17 protein-coding genes are annotated in these 15,637 nt (G+C 73.0%); 8 read left to right on the top strand and 9 right to left on the bottom strand.

From position 1 onward, the window contains the following. Positions 1-32: 32 nt before the first annotated feature. Entirely contained in the window at positions 33-698 is a 666-nt protein-coding gene (locus ACWDBE_RS15265; protein ID WP_449808232.1) for a helix-turn-helix domain-containing protein, read from the bottom strand. A gap of 150 nt (positions 699-848) precedes the next feature. On the opposite strand from ACWDBE_RS15265, the gene ACWDBE_RS15260 reads away from it, so the two are divergent. Together ACWDBE_RS15260 and ACWDBE_RS15255 are read left to right on the top strand one after the other, a co-directional pair. Further along, a complete protein-coding gene (locus ACWDBE_RS15260) occupies positions 849-1,586 on the top strand; it encodes an AzlC family ABC transporter permease (RefSeq protein ID WP_449793450.1) in 738 nt (245 codons plus the stop codon). Next, a complete protein-coding gene (locus tag ACWDBE_RS15255) occupies positions 1,586-1,894 on the top strand; it encodes an AzlD domain-containing protein (protein ID WP_392872766.1) in 309 nt (102 codons plus the stop codon). The genes ACWDBE_RS15260 and ACWDBE_RS15255 overlap by 1 nt, the downstream gene beginning before the upstream one ends. A 122-nt stretch (positions 1,895-2,016) precedes the next feature. Here ACWDBE_RS15255 and ACWDBE_RS15250 read toward each other — a convergent pair whose 3' ends face one another. Further along, entirely contained in the window at positions 2,017-2,343 is a 327-nt protein-coding gene (locus tag ACWDBE_RS15250) for a hypothetical protein (RefSeq protein WP_449808231.1), read from the bottom strand. 79 nt (positions 2,344-2,422) lie between these two features. Beyond that, positions 2,423-3,004 carry a GNAT family N-acetyltransferase gene (locus tag ACWDBE_RS15245; RefSeq protein ID WP_449808230.1) on the bottom strand — a complete coding sequence of 194 codons (582 nt, stop codon included), beginning with the start codon at positions 3,002-3,004 and terminating at the stop codon, positions 2,423-2,425. An 89-nt stretch (positions 3,005-3,093) separates the two neighbouring features. Between ACWDBE_RS15245 and ACWDBE_RS15240 the strand changes: the two genes are divergently transcribed. From ACWDBE_RS15240 to ACWDBE_RS15215, 6 genes are all read left to right on the top strand, one after another. Further along, positions 3,094-4,281 (top strand): acyl-CoA dehydrogenase family protein, encoded by a 1,188-nt coding sequence (locus ACWDBE_RS15240; RefSeq protein WP_449793447.1) that lies wholly within the window; start codon positions 3,094-3,096, stop codon positions 4,279-4,281. Positions 4,282-4,391: 110 nt separating this feature from the next. Continuing rightward, positions 4,392-4,769, top strand: coding sequence for an ADP-ribosylation/crystallin J1 (locus ACWDBE_RS15235; protein WP_449793446.1), 378 nt, complete (start codon positions 4,392-4,394; stop codon positions 4,767-4,769). Then, positions 4,766-5,113 (top strand): hypothetical protein, encoded by a 348-nt coding sequence (locus tag ACWDBE_RS15230; protein ID WP_449793445.1) that lies wholly within the window; start codon positions 4,766-4,768, stop codon positions 5,111-5,113. The genes ACWDBE_RS15235 and ACWDBE_RS15230 overlap by 4 nt, the downstream gene beginning before the upstream one ends. 190 nt (positions 5,114-5,303) lie before the next feature. Next, positions 5,304-6,182, top strand: coding sequence for an alkaline phosphatase family protein (locus tag ACWDBE_RS15225; RefSeq protein ID WP_449793444.1), 879 nt, complete (start codon positions 5,304-5,306; stop codon positions 6,180-6,182). Between the two features lie 339 nt (positions 6,183-6,521). After that, entirely contained in the window at positions 6,522-7,004 is a 483-nt protein-coding gene (locus ACWDBE_RS15220) for a hypothetical protein (protein ID WP_449808229.1), read from the top strand. 270 nt (positions 7,005-7,274) lie between these two features. Next, positions 7,275-8,573: a multidrug effflux MFS transporter gene (locus tag ACWDBE_RS15215; RefSeq protein WP_449793606.1), complete on the top strand. Its 1,299-nt coding sequence runs from the start codon at positions 7,275-7,277 to the stop codon at positions 8,571-8,573. 142 nt (positions 8,574-8,715) lie between these two features. Here the strand turns inward: ACWDBE_RS15215 and ACWDBE_RS15210 are convergent, their stop codons facing one another. The 6 genes from ACWDBE_RS15210 to ACWDBE_RS15185 all read right to left on the bottom strand — a co-directional run bounded on the left by ACWDBE_RS15210 (position 8,716) and on the right by ACWDBE_RS15185 (position 15,618). After that, a complete protein-coding gene (locus tag ACWDBE_RS15210) occupies positions 8,716-10,773 on the bottom strand; it encodes a glycosyl hydrolase family 18 protein (RefSeq protein ID WP_449793607.1) in 2,058 nt (685 codons plus the stop codon). Positions 10,774-11,335: 562 nt separating this feature from the next. Beyond that, positions 11,336-11,908: a hypothetical protein gene (locus tag ACWDBE_RS15205; RefSeq protein WP_449808228.1), complete on the bottom strand. Its 573-nt coding sequence runs from the start codon at positions 11,906-11,908 to the stop codon at positions 11,336-11,338. A 195-nt stretch (positions 11,909-12,103) separates the two neighbouring features. Then, on the bottom strand, positions 12,104-13,060 hold the full coding sequence (locus ACWDBE_RS15200; protein WP_449808227.1) for an ABC transporter substrate-binding protein: 957 nt from the start codon (positions 13,058-13,060) through the stop codon (positions 12,104-12,106). A 44-nt stretch (positions 13,061-13,104) separates the two neighbouring features. Further along, entirely contained in the window at positions 13,105-13,782 is a 678-nt protein-coding gene (locus ACWDBE_RS15195; protein ID WP_449791663.1) for an ABC transporter permease, read from the bottom strand. Then, positions 13,779-14,447: an ABC transporter permease gene (locus ACWDBE_RS15190; protein ID WP_449791662.1), complete on the bottom strand. Its 669-nt coding sequence runs from the start codon at positions 14,445-14,447 to the stop codon at positions 13,779-13,781. The genes ACWDBE_RS15195 and ACWDBE_RS15190 overlap by 4 nt, the downstream gene beginning before the upstream one ends. Beyond that, a complete protein-coding gene (locus tag ACWDBE_RS15185; RefSeq protein WP_449791661.1) occupies positions 14,437-15,618 on the bottom strand; it encodes an ABC transporter ATP-binding protein in 1,182 nt (393 codons plus the stop codon). The genes ACWDBE_RS15190 and ACWDBE_RS15185 overlap by 11 nt, the downstream gene beginning before the upstream one ends. Positions 15,619-15,637: the final 19 nt, after the last annotated feature.

Genomic DNA, 15,637 nt, shown 5'->3' with positions numbered 1-15,637 from the left:
TCACCTCGGGTATTGACGGTGAGTCAGGTGTGTCAGATGTGTTCCATGACGATCACCGCGAGGGTGTCGGGAGACAGTGCGCGGAACACGTGCGGAGCGTCGCCCGGGTAGCTCACGTAGTCGCCCGGGCCCAGCTCGACCGGCGCCTCGGTCGGCCCGACCAGCGCCCGCCCGGCACCGATCATCACGTGCTCGACGGTGCCGGGCATGTGCGGGTCGGAAGCCCTGGTCTCGCCCGGCTGGGCCTCGATCCGGTAGATGTCGCGCCGGGCGTTGGGCGGGCAGGAGGAGAGCACGGTGGCGGCGTAGTCGGCGCGCTCGGAGTGGGTCACCGGGCCCTCGCCGGCCCGGATCACCTTGACGGCCGGGCGCGGCGGGTCGACAAGCCGGCTGAACGGCACGTTCAGCGCGACCCCGAGCGCCCACAGCGTCTCCACGCTGGGGTTGCCCGAGCCCGACTCCAGCTGGGACAGCGTGGACTTGGCGATGCCCGCGCGCCGGGCCAGCTCGGCCATCGACAGGCCGCTGCGCTCGCGCTCTCGCCGGATCGAGGCGGCGATCTGGCCGATCAGCTCGACGCCGCCGACGCCGCCGGGCCCGCCGACGCCGCCGGGCCCGCCGGGGCCGCCAGTGCCGCCAGTGCCGCCGGCCCCGCCGGGGCTCGTGGCCGGGGTGGTCTGGTCACTCATGCTCGCCACTCACGCTTCCTCCTGGCCCCTTCCACGGCTGCCGGTGCGGCTGATGCCGCCGTTCATGCTGCCACGGTCGGCCAAGTCGACCATCGTTCGCCCGATCGGTCTACCTGTTCGCCTTGACGAACGGCGCCGGTGCGGTTCACTCTAATGAACATGCGTTCGCTAATCCGAACATTGGAGCGTGCCACCCTTCGGGACGTCGCTCTGGTCTGTCTGGCCGACGCCCTCGTCGGCGCCTCCTTCGGCGCGATCAGCGTCTCCGGCGGCCTGCCCCTCTGGGTGCCCGTCGCCCTCTCCGTCCTGGTGTTCGCCGGTGGCTCCCAGTTCGCGGCGGTCGGCGTGGTGCTCTCCGGCGGCGGCGCCCTCGCCGCGGTCGCCACCGGACTGGTCCTCAACGCCCGGCTGCTGCCCTTCGGCTTCACCGTGGCCGACGTGCTCGACGGCCCGCGGTGGCGACGCCTGCTGGGCGCGCAGCTGCTCACCGACGAGACCGCCGCCTTCGCCCTGCAGCAGGACGAACCGCGTCGGCGCCGGGCCGTCTACTGGCTCTGCGGGATCGCGCTGTTCGTGGTCTGGAACATCTCGGTGCTGCTCGGAGCGCTCGCGGGTGGGCTGATCGGCGACACGGACGCACTCGGCCTGGACGCGGCCTTCCCTGCGGTGCTGCTCGCGCTCGTCCTGCCCTCGCTCGCGGACCGCCGCACCCGTACGGCAGCGCTGGTGGGCGCGGTGGTCGCGGTGGCGGCAACGCCGTTCGTCCCGGCCGGGCTGCCGGTGTTGCTGGCCCTCGTCGGACTGCTGTTCGCTGGACGGCCGGCCGCAGGAAAGGCGGACCGGAAGGCGGCGGACGACGCGGGCGCGGTGAACGGGAAGAAGGAGGCGGTCCGATGATGCCGCTGTACGCGATCCTGCTGCTGGCGGCCGGAACGTACGCCTACCGGCTGGCCGGGCCGCTGCTCGCCGGCCGACTCGCCCTCTCGGAGCGACTGCGGCACCTGCTGGCGGTCGCGGCGGCGGTGCTGCTGGTGGCCCTGGTCGCGACCGGTGCGCTGACCCAGGGGCACGGCTTCGCGGGATGGGCTCGACCGGCAGGCGTACTGGTCGCGGGGGTGCTCGCGCTGCGCCGGGCGCCGTTCCCGGCGGTGGTCGTCGCGGGTGCGGCGACGACAGCGGTGCTGCGGCTGTGCGGGGTGGGATGACGGCGGGCGGATGACAGATGTCAGCTGACAGAGTTTGAAATCTGTCAGCTGACATCTGTCGGCCGTCATCTGTCGGCCGCCGTCCGTCCACTCTCATCCGTGCGCCAGTCATCGGCCACCGGTCACTGCTCCTCCCCGGCGCCCTCGGCCAGGCGCTCCGCCTGGACCTCCGGCCGCTTGCTGTCCCAGAGCAGCTCCCACACCTTGAACACGCAGTGGTAGTCGCGCATGCTCCCCTGCGAGATCAGCAGGTAGGTGTCCCCGTCACGGAGCAGCGTCCGCCGCCGACTGTTGAACGGGTGCTGCGGCGTGTAGGAGGGGACGAGTCGCTTCAGCTCCTCGACGGCATCCTCCCGGCTGCCCTCGACCTCGGCCAGCACCTTGCTGCCCCAGGTCCGGTCGTGCCCGCTGCCGACCGTCTCCTCCACGACCAGCGCCCAACGTGCCATGCCCTGCCCCCGCTCCGTCCCCATCCGATCCGTTGTGCCCCCGCCGGCCGCTGCTTCGGCCGCTCGGCCGCTCGGCCCGTCAGCGCGTCGGCCCGTCAGCGCGTCGGCCCGTCACCGCGGCCCGGCCCGTCGGCGACTTGAAGAAGATGGTGGTCGGCCGGAGCGTACCCGCCGGGTCGGCCGCGAAGTCCGGCACCGAACCGACCCGGCTCCAACCCGCCCCCTCGTACAGCCGCTCGGCCGGGCTGCCGGTCTCGGTGTCCAGCACCAGCAGCCGGATGCCCAGCGCCACCGCCCGCGCCTCCAGGGCCGCCAGCAGCCGCCCGGCCAGCCGCTGCCCCCGGTCGGCCGGGTCCACCATCAGCTTGGCCACCTCGCCCCGGTGCCGGCCGTTCGCGGCGGTGGCCGGCCGCAGCTGCACCGTGCCGGCGAGCCGCCCGCCGACCCTGGTCCGCGCGGTCCACAGCACCAGGCGCCCGGCCGCGACGTCCGGGCCGAGCGCCCGCCACCACGCCGCGGCCTCCTCGGGCGCGAGCGGGGCGAGGAACCCGACCGAGGCGCCCGCGCGCACCGTCTCCACCAGCAGTGCGGCGAGTTCCTCGGCCGAGTCGTCCAGCTCCCCGGCCGTCAGCTCGCTGACCACGTACGCGTCGTCGGACATGTCGCCATCCTCACTCGTTCGCGCCCGCCCACAGCCCGGCCGGGTGCGCGATACTCGCCGGTATTCCGCCGAGAGTACAAGGAGCTTCGATGACGAAGCCGACCCGGATCGACCCGTCCGACCTGCTCGCCGTCGGAGACCTGCTCTCCGACGAGGAGCGGCTGATCCGTGACACCGTCCGCCGGTTCACCGAGGAGCGCATCCGCCCGCACATCGGCGACTGGTTCGAACGCGGGGTCTTCCCGGCCCGCGAACTCGCCCCCGAGCTCGGCGCCCTGGGCGTGCTCGGCATGCACCTCGACGGCTACGGCTGCGCGGGCGCCGACGCGGTGGCGTACGGGGTGGCCTGCATGGAACTGGAGGCGGCCGACTCCGGGCTGCGCAGCTTCGTCTCCGTCCAGGGCTCGCTGGCCATGCGCTCCATCCACGCCTTCGGCTCCGAGGAGCAGAAGCAGCGCTGGCTGCCCGGCATGGCCGCCGGCGAACTCATCGGCTGCTTCGGCCTGACCGAACCGGACTTCGGCTCGGATCCGGCCAACATGCGTACCCGGGCGGTGCGCAAGGGCGGCGGGGGCGGCGACTGGGTGCTGTCCGGCAGCAAGATGTGGATCACCAACGGCAGCATCGCCGACGTCGCCGTGGTGTGGGCGCAGACCGAGGAGGGCGTGCGCGGCTTCCTGGTCGAGCGCGGCACCCGCGGTCTGACCGCCACCGACGTGCACGGCAAGCTCTCGCTGCGCGCCTCTGTCACCAGCGAGCTGGCCTTCGACGAGGTGGTGCTGCCCGCTGACGCCGTGCTGCCGGGGGTGGTCGGCCTGCGCGGACCGCTCTCCTCCCTCAACGAGGCCCGCTACGGCATCCTCTGGGGCACCGTCGGTGCCGCCCGCGACTGCTACACCGCCGCCCTGGACTACGCCAAGACCCGGATCCAGTTCGACCGCCCGATCGCGGGTTTCCAGCTGACCCAGCAGAAGCTCGTCGAGATGATGCTGGAGGTCGAGAAGGCGTACCTGGTCGCCCTGCGGATCGGCCGGCTCAAGGAGCAGGGCGCGGCCCGCCCGCCGCACGTCAGCTTCGGCAAGCTCAACAACGTCCGCACCGCGTTGGAGATCGCCCGCAGCGCCCGGACCGTCCTCGGGGCCAACGGCATCACCACCGAGTACCCGGTGCTGCGGCACGCCAACAACCTGGAGTCGGTGCTCACCTACGAGGGCACCAGCGAGATCCACACCCTGGTCCTGGGTGAGGCCATCACCGGCGAGTCCGCCTACCGCTGACGGCCCTGCCCCACCCCCGCCCTCTTCTCCCTCGACCGTCCCCCGCGGCCCCGCGCCGGCCCGGGAAAACCGGTGGCCGGGCCCGTCGCGGCCCGGCTACCGTCCCTGCCATGACCAGCCGGTTCGCCCCGACGCCGCCCCCGACCACCACCCTCTGGCGCCCCACCGGCCCCGAGGAGCTGGCCCTGGTCGAGGCCGCCGACTGGTGCGCCTGGCCGCCCCGCCTGCCCGAGCAGCCGATCTTCTACCCCGTCCTCAACGAGGACTACGCGATCCGCATCGCCCGGGACTGGAACGTCCCCGCCTCCGGCGTCGGCTACGTCACCCGCTTCAAGGTCGACACCGCTTTCCTCGCCCGCTACCCCGTCCAGCAGGCGGGCGGCCGGACGATCCTCGAACTCTGGGTGCCCGCCGAGGAGCTGGCGGAGTTCAACCGCCACATCGTCGGCCGCATCGAGCTCGTCCACGAGTTCCGCCCGCAGCCGTGACGTCGCCCGCCGACGCCCTGGGCACGGGGGAGCGCGTCCTGCTCACCTCGGCCCAGCGGACCACCACCGCCGTCCTGCTCGCCGAGGCCGCCGACGCCCTGCCCAGCGCCGCCGTCCTGGACGTCGGCCCGATCGCCGATCCGTACGACCCGGCGGGGAACCGGGCCGTGGTCGAGGCGAACCTGCCCCGGCTCGCGCACTGCTACGCCGCGGACCCGGAGCGGGGCCTCGGCGTGGTGCCGCGCGCCGCCGGACCGGCCGCCGAACTCGACGCGGCCGACCGCCGCTTCGTCCGGCCGTCGGCGACCGGCCGACGGGCAGCCGACCGCGAACCGACCGGCTGACGGCAACCGACGCGAGCCGACCGGCCGTGAGCGGACCGGCCGAGAGCGGAATGGCGACTTCCCGACACCTGGTGGCCACCCCGTGTTCGGTGGTGCGACGCCGACCGGTACGGCGGCCGGTGGAGCATGGCGCGGTCGGCGGCGCCCTCGGCGGGCGCGGCCGGGTGCGCACGACCGAAAGGAACCGCCCATGTCCGCTGCCCAGTGGCCCCGCCCCCGCGTGCTCGTCGTCGGGATCGACGGAGTCCGCCACGACTACCTGGAGCAGGTGCCGATGCCGCGCCTGCGGGAGGTCGCCGAGGCCGGGTTCCTGGTGCCGGTCACCGTCGCGGACACCACGCCCACCATGTCCGGGCCGTGCTGGGCCACCATCGTGACCGGGGTCGAGCCCGCCAAGCACGGAGTCTGGGGCAACCACCTGGGCGGCAACCGCCTCGACGTGTTCCCCGACTTCGCCACCCGCCTCGCCCGGGGCGACCGCCGCCGTACCTTCGTCGCGGCCGGCTGGGACCCTCTGATGATCAACGAGTCCGGCGGCCCGCTGTTCCGCGCCCCCGGCCGGCTCTCGTACATAGCCCCCGCCGAGGACGCCCCCGAGGCCTGGGAGGCGGTGGACGAGGAGGTCACCCGGGAGGCCGTCCACGTCCTCGGCACCGCCGACCCGGAGGCCTCCTTCGTCTACCTCGGCGCCGTCGACGAGACCGCCCACTTCCTGGGCTGCGGCGACGAGTACCGCGCGTCCATGCGCACCGCCGACGAGCGCCTCGGCCGCCTCCTCGACGCCGTCCGCGGCCGGGAGACCTACGCCGAGGAACAGTGGACGGTCATCGTCGTCACCGACCACGGGCATGTGGACGCCGGCGGCCACGGCGGCCGTACGGCCGAGGAACGGACGGCCTGGGTGGCCTGCGCCGGGCACGACATCCCGGCCGGCCCGCCCACCGGCGAGATCCGCCACCCGGACGTCGCCGCGCAGGTGTACGCCTCGCTGCTGCGCCCGATCGACCCGCACTGGACCCTCGACGGCCGCCCGTTCCCGGTCGCCCGGCCGGTGCCGGCGTCGGTCTGAGACCCGGACGGCCGCGCGGGGGCGCCGCCGGTGCCCCGGGTGCAGCAGGTCGGGCTGCGGCGGCCCCGGGCTTCGGCGAGGCTCGATCGGGGCCCGGAACCCGAAGACCTCAGGGGCCCCGCCGACGGGCGTACGTCTGAAGGTGGAGACGGTACCCCGTGGGTCGGAGACAGGATCGCGACCTGGTGGTGACGAACCGACGGGTGCGGACGGGCCAGGATGGTTGCACCGGACGGCGGAGCACGCCGACCGGGCCGGCGGTGCCCCCTGAGCGGCCGTCGGCGGCGGAGACGAGCGGCAACAGCCGCACCGGTCACGACACGGAGAGGGCAGTCGGGCATGAAGAGCATCGTGAGCAAGGTCGCGATGGGAGTCGCGGGCACCGGCATGGCCGTCGCCGTGGCGGCCGTGGCAATCGGCCCACGAGTGTCCGACTGGTACGACGAACACCACCAGCAGCAGGGCTCGTACGAGACCGGCGTCCAGGCCAAGGCCGATCGCCGGTCGATGCCGAGCTGGCTCCCCGACAACGCCTCCGGGGTGAAGTACATGATGTCCACCAGGGGTGACGACCGCCTGCTGTTCGCCACCCTCCCGGAGGGCCGGCTGCCCGCCGGCTGCAGCACCGGGCTGCCGGGCAAGAGCGCGCACCCGGTGCCGGAGGCGCTCAAGGCCGGCTGGTTCCCCGAGAACGTCGTGACCAAGGCCACCGGCACCTGCGGGCACTACAACGTGGCGCTGACCGGCAACCAGCTCTACGCGTGGCAGGACGGCGCGGCGATGCAGGCGGCGCTGCGCGCCGAGCACGTCGCCAGGCGCTGAGGCCGCCGAGCAGGTCGCCAGGCGCCGCGACCGCCGCGGCCGGCTGCCGGGGCGGCGCGTCGCACCCCGGGGCACGGAGAACGCAACGGCCCGCCCGCACCTTCCGGTGCGGGCGGGCCGCCGTCGTGTGCGGGCCGCGGCGGTGGCGGACGTCCGCCCGCGACGCACGCCGACGGCCGAACAGTGCGCACCCCCGCTGTCGGAACCCGACCGGGCTGCGATAGGACGGAGCGCGAACGAACCCCACGTCACCCGTCCGTAAGGAGCACCATGCCCGGCCCGACCGTCGGCCCCACCGACGACACGTCGACCGCTGCCGCCACCACACCCACCCCCGCATCCGCCGCCGCACCCGTCACCGGCCAGGCCCGTCCCGGCTGGGCCGTGATCGCGGTCCTCGGCGGACTCACCGCGCTCGGCCCGCTCACCACCGACCTCTACCTGCCGGGCCTGCCCGCCATCGCCGACGACCTGGTCGCCCAGCCGGCCGCCGTCCAGCTCACCCTGACCTTCTCGATGCTCGGGGTCGCCGCCGGGCAGCTGCTCTTCGGGCCGCTCAGCGACCGCTTCGGGCGCCGCACTCCGCTGCTCGCGGGGCTCGTCCTCTACACCCTGTCGAGCCTGGTGTGCGTGTTCGCGCCGAACCTGTCGGTGCTGATCGCCGGCCGGTTCGTCCAGGGCGCGGCCGGCTCCGCCGGACTGGTGATCGGGCGCGCCGTCTCCCGGGACCGCTTCCAGGGCGTCGCCCTGCTGCGCTTCCTCGCCTCGATCGCCCTGATATCGGGTCTGGCGCCGATCCTCGCCCCGATCATCGGCGCACAGCTGATGCGGTTCACCTCGTGGCGCGGCACCTTCGGCGTGCTCACGGCGCTCGGGCTGCTGCTCGCCCTGGTCTCGTTCGGCGTGCTGCGCGAGACGCTGCCGCCGGAGACCCGGGACCGCGGCGGGGTGGGCGCGGCCCTGCGGACGATGGGGCGGCTGCTGCGCAACCTGCCGTTCCTCGGGCTGGCGCTGACCAGCTCCCTCGCCTTCGGGGCGCTGTTCGGCTACATCAGCGGGTCGTCGACCGTGCTCCAGAACGTGTACCAGGTCTCGCCGCAGACCTACAGCCTGCTGTTCGGGCTGAACTCGTTCGCGATCGTGGTGATGACCCAGCTGAACGGGCGGGTGCTGGCGCCGCGCTTCACGCAGCGGACGCTGATGCTGGGCAGCCTCGCGTCGGCGGTCGCCGCCGGGGTGGCGCTGGTGCTGCTGACGACGGTGTGGGACTTCGGACTGGCCGGCTTCTGTCCGCCGCTGTTCGTGATGATGGGCAGCCTGGGGGTGTTGCTGCCGAACACCGCCGCCCAGGCGCTCGGCCTGGTCGAGCCGCAGGTGGCGGGCACGGCGTCGGCGCTGCTCGGGACGGGCAACTTCCTGTGCGGCGCGGTGGTCGCACCGCTGAGCAGCCTCGGCGGTCGGCCGTCGGCGGTGCTGCTGGCGCTGGTGGTCCTGGTGTGTGGGGTGCTGGCGACGGTGGCGTACCTGGCGCTGTGCCGCCCGGAGCGGATGCGAACGGCGGGCAGCTGACGGCGAGCGGAACACGGCGAACAGAAAACAGCGAACAGACAACGGGAAACGGATGACAGCTGACAGATGTTGAAATCTGTCAGCTGTCATCCGTCGTTCGTCATCCGTCAATCGTCAGTGGTCCTCGCCACCCGAAGCGGACTCAGGCGATGGAGAAGTCGTCCCCGTACACGTTGCCCTGGCCGTACCAGCCGTGCAGGTACACGGTGACGGTGCCGTTGGCCCCGGTGGTGAAGGGGACGGACAGCTTGGTCCAGCCGGCGGAGTTGGCCCAGGCGCTGGCGGTGGCACCGCCGCTGACGCCGACGTAGGCGTAGTTGCCCTGCACCCAACCGCTCAGGGTGTAGCTGGTGTTGGGCTTCAGCGTGACGGTCTGCGAGCACTCGCCGGTCTGGGCGGCGGTGGCCGCGGCCTGGAGCGCCTTGCTGCCGGAGTGGACCGGGGTGGAGACCACGGCGCCGCCGCTCTGGCAGGTCCACGGGGCGAGGCTGCCGCTCTCCAGGTCGCCGTTGACCAGTCCGGTCGTCGGGCCGGTCCCGGTGACGGTCAGCGTGTAGGTCGCGCTGTGGCTGCCGGAGGCCCCGGTGGCCGTGACGGTCAGCGGGTAGGAGCCCGGGTTCGCGGCCGCGGTGGTGGAGATGTTGAGCGTGGCGCTGTTGCCGGCGGTGACGCTGCCCGGGGTGACGGTGGCGTTGATGCCGGCGGCCGGAACGGTGGTGATCGTGAGGTTGAGGTTCTGCGCCGAGCCCGCGGTGACCGCCGTCGCGATGGTGGCGGAGGTGGACGAGCCGGCCGCGACCGTACCGGAGGCCGGGTTCACCGCGACCGAGAAGTCGTTGCCGGGCTGAGTGCCGGTGACGATCAGGGTGAAAGTGCTCGTGTGGCTGCCGGAGGCCGCCGCGCCGGTGACGGTGATCGGGTAACTCCCGGGCGCCACCGAGGAGGTGGTGCTGATGTTGAGCGTGGCACTGCTGCCGGCGGTGACGCTGCCAGGGGTGACGGTGGCGGTGACGCCGGCCGGGGCGCCGCTGACCGTGAGGTTGACGCTCTGCGCCGAGCCCGCCGTCACGGCCGTCGCGACGGTCGCCGAGGTGGACGAACCGGCAGCGACCGTGGCCGAGTTGGGGCTGACCGACACCGAGAAGTCGTTGTTCACCGTCGAGCCGCTGGTGAACGGCGCGAAGATGTGGGTGAAGTCCCAGGTGTTCTGGGAGATCCCGGAGCAGGAGTCACTGCCGGCCGTGCCCGGGCAGCCGCCGTTGTCGCGCTGGAGCGCCCAGAACGACAGCGTGTTGATGCCCTTGGAGACGGCCCAGTTGTACACGGTGGTGGCGTTGGCCACGGTGAAGGTCTCGGCCGGGCCGAAGTCGTCGACACCGATCATCTCGGTGATCCCGATCGAACCCCACAGCTGGGCCGGGGTCTTGGACGGGTAGAGCTTGGCGAGCTGGTTGTAGAGGCCCTGCGCGGAGGTCTGGGTGTCGGCCGCCATGTCGTGGGCGGCGTTGTCGTAGTAGTCGAAGGTCATCATGTTGACGACATCGATCCGCGCGTTGTTGCTGACCGCGTTCTTCAGTACCGCGAGCCCGCTGCTGGCCAGCCCGGAGGTGGTGGTGGGCAGCGTGTAGGAGAACTGGATGGTCCGGCCGTTGGCGGCGGCCCAGTCCTCCACGATCTTGATCGCCTTGTTGCGGCGGTCGATCCCGGCGGTGTTGGTCAGCGAGTTGTCCTCGATGTCGAGGTCGATCCGGCTGACGTCGTAGGTGGTGATCACGTTCTCGAAGGCGGCCGCGATCTGGTTGACGTCGGTGCAGCTGTCGGCCAGCTCGGTGCCGGTGTTGTCGGCGGTGTAGCCGCCGAAGGACGGGATCACGTCCCCGCCGTTGGCGCGGATGGTCGCGATGTCGGCGCCGAAGGTGGCGGAGGACACCGGCATCGAGGAGTCGCCGTTCCAGTACGGCGTGCAGGAGCCCTTGGTGGCGGTCTGGAGGAACGCCATGGTCAGGTGCTTGGCGCCGGACTGCGCGGCCAGCTGGGCTGGGCTCTGGCCGGTCCAGGCCTCGAAGTAGGGGGCGAAGACCCGGCTGGGGAGCGGGGTGGCGGCCTCGGCGGAGCTCGTCCCGGCGGCGACCAGGCCGGCCGAGGCTGCCAGCGTGGCGCAGGCCGTGAACACGGCCTGGACTGTTCGGCGAAGGCGCATGAATTCCTCCAACAGACGTGGTGGGACAGGACGTTGGCGAGGTGCGGCCGGTCCTGGCGGGGCGGCCGTGTGGGGTCGGCCGTGATCCCGGGACCGGGTCGGACATCGGGAGTGCGTGCGTGAGCTCGGGAGTTCGGGCGTGCGAAGGCCCACCGAATCGCGCGGACGCGGGCGGCGTGTGGACGCGTGCGCCGTACGGGGCGGGGGTGGAGCGGTGCATGGCAGGGCAGTGCCTCAGCCGCCGGTGGTCACACCCCCACAGTGCATCCCGGTCGGATCGACATGCTTATGTTTGGACTAGACCACTGGTCTGTCAAGAGACCTAACAGTTCGTCAGCGGACGGTCCGTGCGAAGGAAGGGGGCGCTCTGGCGGCCCGGGGCGGTCGGGAGGCCGATGGCGACGGGAGGCGCCGGAAACGAGAAAGCCGTGGCCGCGCACCCGGCGAGGGGGCGCGGCCACGGCGGCCCGGCGCTCAGGACGCCGGGCGGTTCATGGTGTCGGGGATCCGTGGACATGCGGACCCCCGGGTCGACGGGCAGCGGGCGGGGCCGCCGTCCGGATCAGCGGCCCGGCGGGCAGAGCGTGGCGAGCAGCGCTTCGTTGATCTTCGCGGCGGTGTCCGGTCCGAAACCCTGCGGGTGTGCGGCCGAGGTGAAGCGCTGGTTGGCCAGCTCGGTCAACTTCTGCTTGTCCTTGGGGAACTGGTAGATCGACTGGCACTGGTTGCGCGCCCGGTCCACGGCCTGGTCCGGCTTGCCGTCGACGATCGCCGGGTCGATCGCGTCCAGGGCGGAGACCAGCTTGGCCGTCAGGTCGGTGCCCGGCTTGGCGGGCAGTCCGGCGTCGGCGGGCGGCGCGGGCTTGGCCGGTGCGGGGGCTCCCGAGGCGCCGCCGTCGGGGGCGGGCGCGCCGGTGGCGCCGTCGGCCGTGGGGGCGGTCGAGTCGGGCGCGGGGGCCGCGGGCGTGGTGGCGGCGTCGGACGGCGCGGCGGCCGAGGCGGCGGCGGTGGGGGAGCCGGCCGCGGAGGTGGCCTTGTCCGAGCCCGAGCCTGAGCCCGATCCGGAGCTGGAGCAGGCAGCGAGGCTCACCGCGGCGAGTGCCGTGAGGGTGGCGGCGAGGAGACGAGTGCGCATGGCGCCCAGACTGTCATGTTCGCGGCGTGGAAGGGAAGGTCCCCCGAAGGCCGGAGGGCGATCTCCGGAGCGACAGCGCGGCGGCCCCGGAGGAAGCTCCTCCGGGGCCGCCGCGGGCCGCGCCCGCCTGCCGGTCGACCTGCCGACCGCCTGCCGCAGGCCGGACCGCCGGCCCTGCCGACCAGCCGTCAGTCGTCAGCCGAGGCCGTTAACCTTCAGCCAGTCCTTGGCGACGGCCGACGGGTCCTCCTTGTCCACCGACACGCGCTTCATCAGCGCCATCAGCCCGGCCGTGTCGAGCTTGGCCGACACCGCGTTGAGCGCCGCCGTCGCGGTCCCGTCCACGCCCGCCTTGTGGACCAGCGGGGTGACGTTCTGTGCGCCGAAGATGTTCTTCGGGTCGGCCAGCGGGACGAGCTTGTACTGGGCGATCTTCGGGTCGGTGGTGAACACGTTGCCGACCTGGATGCTGCCGTCCTTCAGTGCGTTCGCGGTGGTGTCGGCTGTGGGCTTCCACTCCTTGAAGGTCAGCCCGTAGACGTCCTTGAGCTGCTGCTCGCGGCGGTTCTTGAACTCCGGCGGCCCGCCGATGGTGAACTCGCCGCCCTTGGCGGCGAGGTCGGCGATGCTCTTGAGGTTGTCCTTGTCGGCGGTCTCCTGGGTGACGCTGAGCGAGTCCTTGTCCTCGGCCGGGGAGGACTCGAGGATTCCCAGCGAGGCCGGCAGCGTCTTGGTGAGCGCCGCGTTCACGTCCTGGGTGGTGACGGCGGTGGACTTGGCGTCCAGGTAGGCGAGCAGCGAGCCGTTGTACTCCGGCAGGACGGTCAGGTTGCCGCTCTGCAACTGCCCGTAGAGCACCTCGCGGCTGCCGATGTTGAACTTCTCCTGGACCTTGACGCCCTTGGCCTTGAGTGCCTGCGAGTAGATCGATCCGAGCAGGACGTTCTCCGGGAAGTTCGCCGAGCCGACGACGACGGTCGACCCGGAACCGCCCGAGCCGTCCGAGCCGCCCGAGCCGCCCGCCGAGGCCGAGGCGCCCGCGCCCCCGTCGAGCGGGTTGCCGCCGGAGGAACCGCAGGCGGTGGCGCCGAGGGCGAGCGCGGCGAGGGCACCGATGGCGGCGACGCGGCGGCTTCGGTTGATTGTCGACATGGTGACAGATGTCCTTCCGGAGTTGGAGAGGAGGGCGGACGGGGTCAGTTGGGCTGCTGCTGGGCACGCACCCCGGCCGGGAGCGCGAACCGGGCGAGCAGCGCGAAGAACAGCTGGGCGGCGACCGCGAGCAGCACCACCAGCAGCGCGCCGCCCACGGTCACCGCGTACTGGCGGGTCGCCAGCCCGTCGATGACGTAGCGGCCGAGACCGCCCAGGCCGACGTAGGCGGCCACCGTGGCGGTCGCGATGACCTGCACGGTCGCGGTGCGGAAGCCCGCCAGCAGGGTCGGCGCTGCCGAGGGCAGGCAGACCTGCCGCAGCACCTGGGGATGGGTCAGCCCGATGCCGCGCGCGGCGTCCCGGACGTCCGGATCGGTGCCGCGCACCCCCTCGACGGCGGCCACCAGCAGTGGCGGTGCGGCGAGCGCGACCAGCGGGACCAGCACGGCGGTGTCGCCGACCCCGGCGAGCAGCACCGCCAGCGTCACCAGGCCGAGGGTGGGCAGGGCGCGGGCGGCGCCCGCGAGCGCGGTCACCGCGGTGACGCCGCGCCCGGTGTAGCCGATCAGCAGCCCGAGCGGGACGGCGAGCAGCGCCGCGAACAGCAGGGCCTCGCCGGAGAGCACCAGGTGCTCGGCGACCCGGTGCACGATCGAGTCCGGCCCGCTGAGGTGGTTCGGAGCGGTGAAGAAGTCGCTCAGCCAGTTCAGCCAGTTCACGAGCCGGCTCCCTTCTCCCGGACGGCCCACGGCGCGAGCAGCCGTCGGGCGGCCACCAGCAGCAGATCGACGGCCAGGGCCAGGACGGCGATCAGCACGATGCCGGCCACGATCGGTGTCGGGAAGGTGCGCTGGAAGCCGTCGACGAACAGGTACCCGAGTCCGCCGCGACCGACCAGTGCGCCGACGCTCGCCAGCGAGATGCTGGACACCGCCGCCACCCGCAGTCCGGCGATCAGGTACGGCACGGCGGCCGGGAGCTCGACCGAGGTCAGCCGGTGCCACGGCCCGTACCCCATCGCGGTGGCGGCCTGCCGGACGGGGTCCGGGACGGCGCGCAGCCCGTCCACGGTGGTCGGCAGCAGCACGGCGAGGGCGTAGAAGGTGAGCGGGATCATCACGGTCGCCTGGGTGGCGAGGCCGGTGTACGGGATCAGCACCACGAACACGGCCAGCGAGGGCAGCGCGTAGACGATGTTGAACACGGCGGACAGCGGCTGGTACAGCCGGGGGTAGCGGGCGCAGGCCAGGCCGAGCGGGACGGCCAGCAGCAGGCCGATGAGCACGGGGACGAGGGCGATCAGGGCGTGGTCGGCGAGCAGGTCGCCGAGGTAGCCGAGGTGGTCGCCGATCCAGTACCAGCGGACGATCGGTTCATCGTCCACCGTCGACTCCGTCCGCGCCCGCCGCGTCGTGCTGTCCACCCGTGTCGTTCCGCCGGCTTCCGGCGCCGGCCGGGGACTTGTCGACGCGGACGCCCCGGCCGGCCTCAGACGAGCCGGAGCCAGAGCCGGAGGCGGAGCCGTCGGGCCGCAGCGCGGCGAGGACGGCGTCGCGGCTCGCCGTACCGGTGACCCGGCCGTCGGCGTCCAGCGCGACCGCGACCCCGGCGGGGGAGAGGACGGCGGCGTCCAGCGCGGTGCGCAGGGTGTCGGTGTCCGGGCGGAAGACCGCCGGCGGGTGCAGTTCGGCGGTGACGGCGTCGCGGTCGATCCAGCCGATCGGGCGGCGTTCGTCGTCCAGCGTCAACTCCCAGCCGCCGTAGCGGAGTCCTCCGTCCACGGGGCGGAGCTCGACGGTTTTCGCGGGGCGCAGCCCGAGGCCGCGCAGGCCCCGGTCGCGCCCGAGGAAGGCGGCCACGCCGTCGTCGGCGGGGGTGGTGAGCAGGGTGTGCGGGTCGGCCAGCTGGGCGATCCGGCCGTGCTCGCGGAGCACCACCACCTGGTCGCCGAGCCGGACGGCCTCCTCGATGTCGTGGGTGACGAACAGCACCGTCTTGTGCAGCTCGGACTGGAGCCGCAGCAGTTCCTCCTGGAGCCCGGCCCGCACCACCGGGTCGACCGCGCTGAACGGTTCGTCCATCAGCAGCACCGGTGGGTCGGCGGCCAGCGCGCGCGCCACGCCGACGCGCTGCTGCTGGCCGCCGGACAGCTGGAACGGGTACCGCTTGGCGGTTTCCGGTGCGAGTCCGACCAGTTCGAGCAGTTCGACGGCGCGGGCGCGGGCCTTCTTGCGGTCCCAGCCGAGCAGGTAGGGGACGGTGGCGATGTTGTCGATCACCTTGCGGTGCGGGAAGAGCCCGGCCTGCTGGATCACGTAGCCGATGCCACGGCGCAGCTTGGCGGGTTCCAGCTTCGCGACGTCCGTGTCGTCCAGCAGGACCCGGCCGGAGGTGGGCTCGACCATCCGGTTGACCATGCGCAGCAGGGTGGTCTTCCCGCAGCCGGAAGGCCCGACCAGGACGGTTATCCGACCGGTCGGGACCTCCAGGTCCAGGCCCTCGACGGCGACGGTGCCGTCGGGGTGGCGCTTTCCCGCGCCCTCGAATCTGATCACGTGGAGTTTCCTCGTCAGG

The organism is Kitasatospora sp. NPDC001132 (assembly GCF_053598415.1).
Note: the sequence above shows the minus strand (reverse complement) of the source record. Positions and strands in the feature narration are given on the sequence as shown.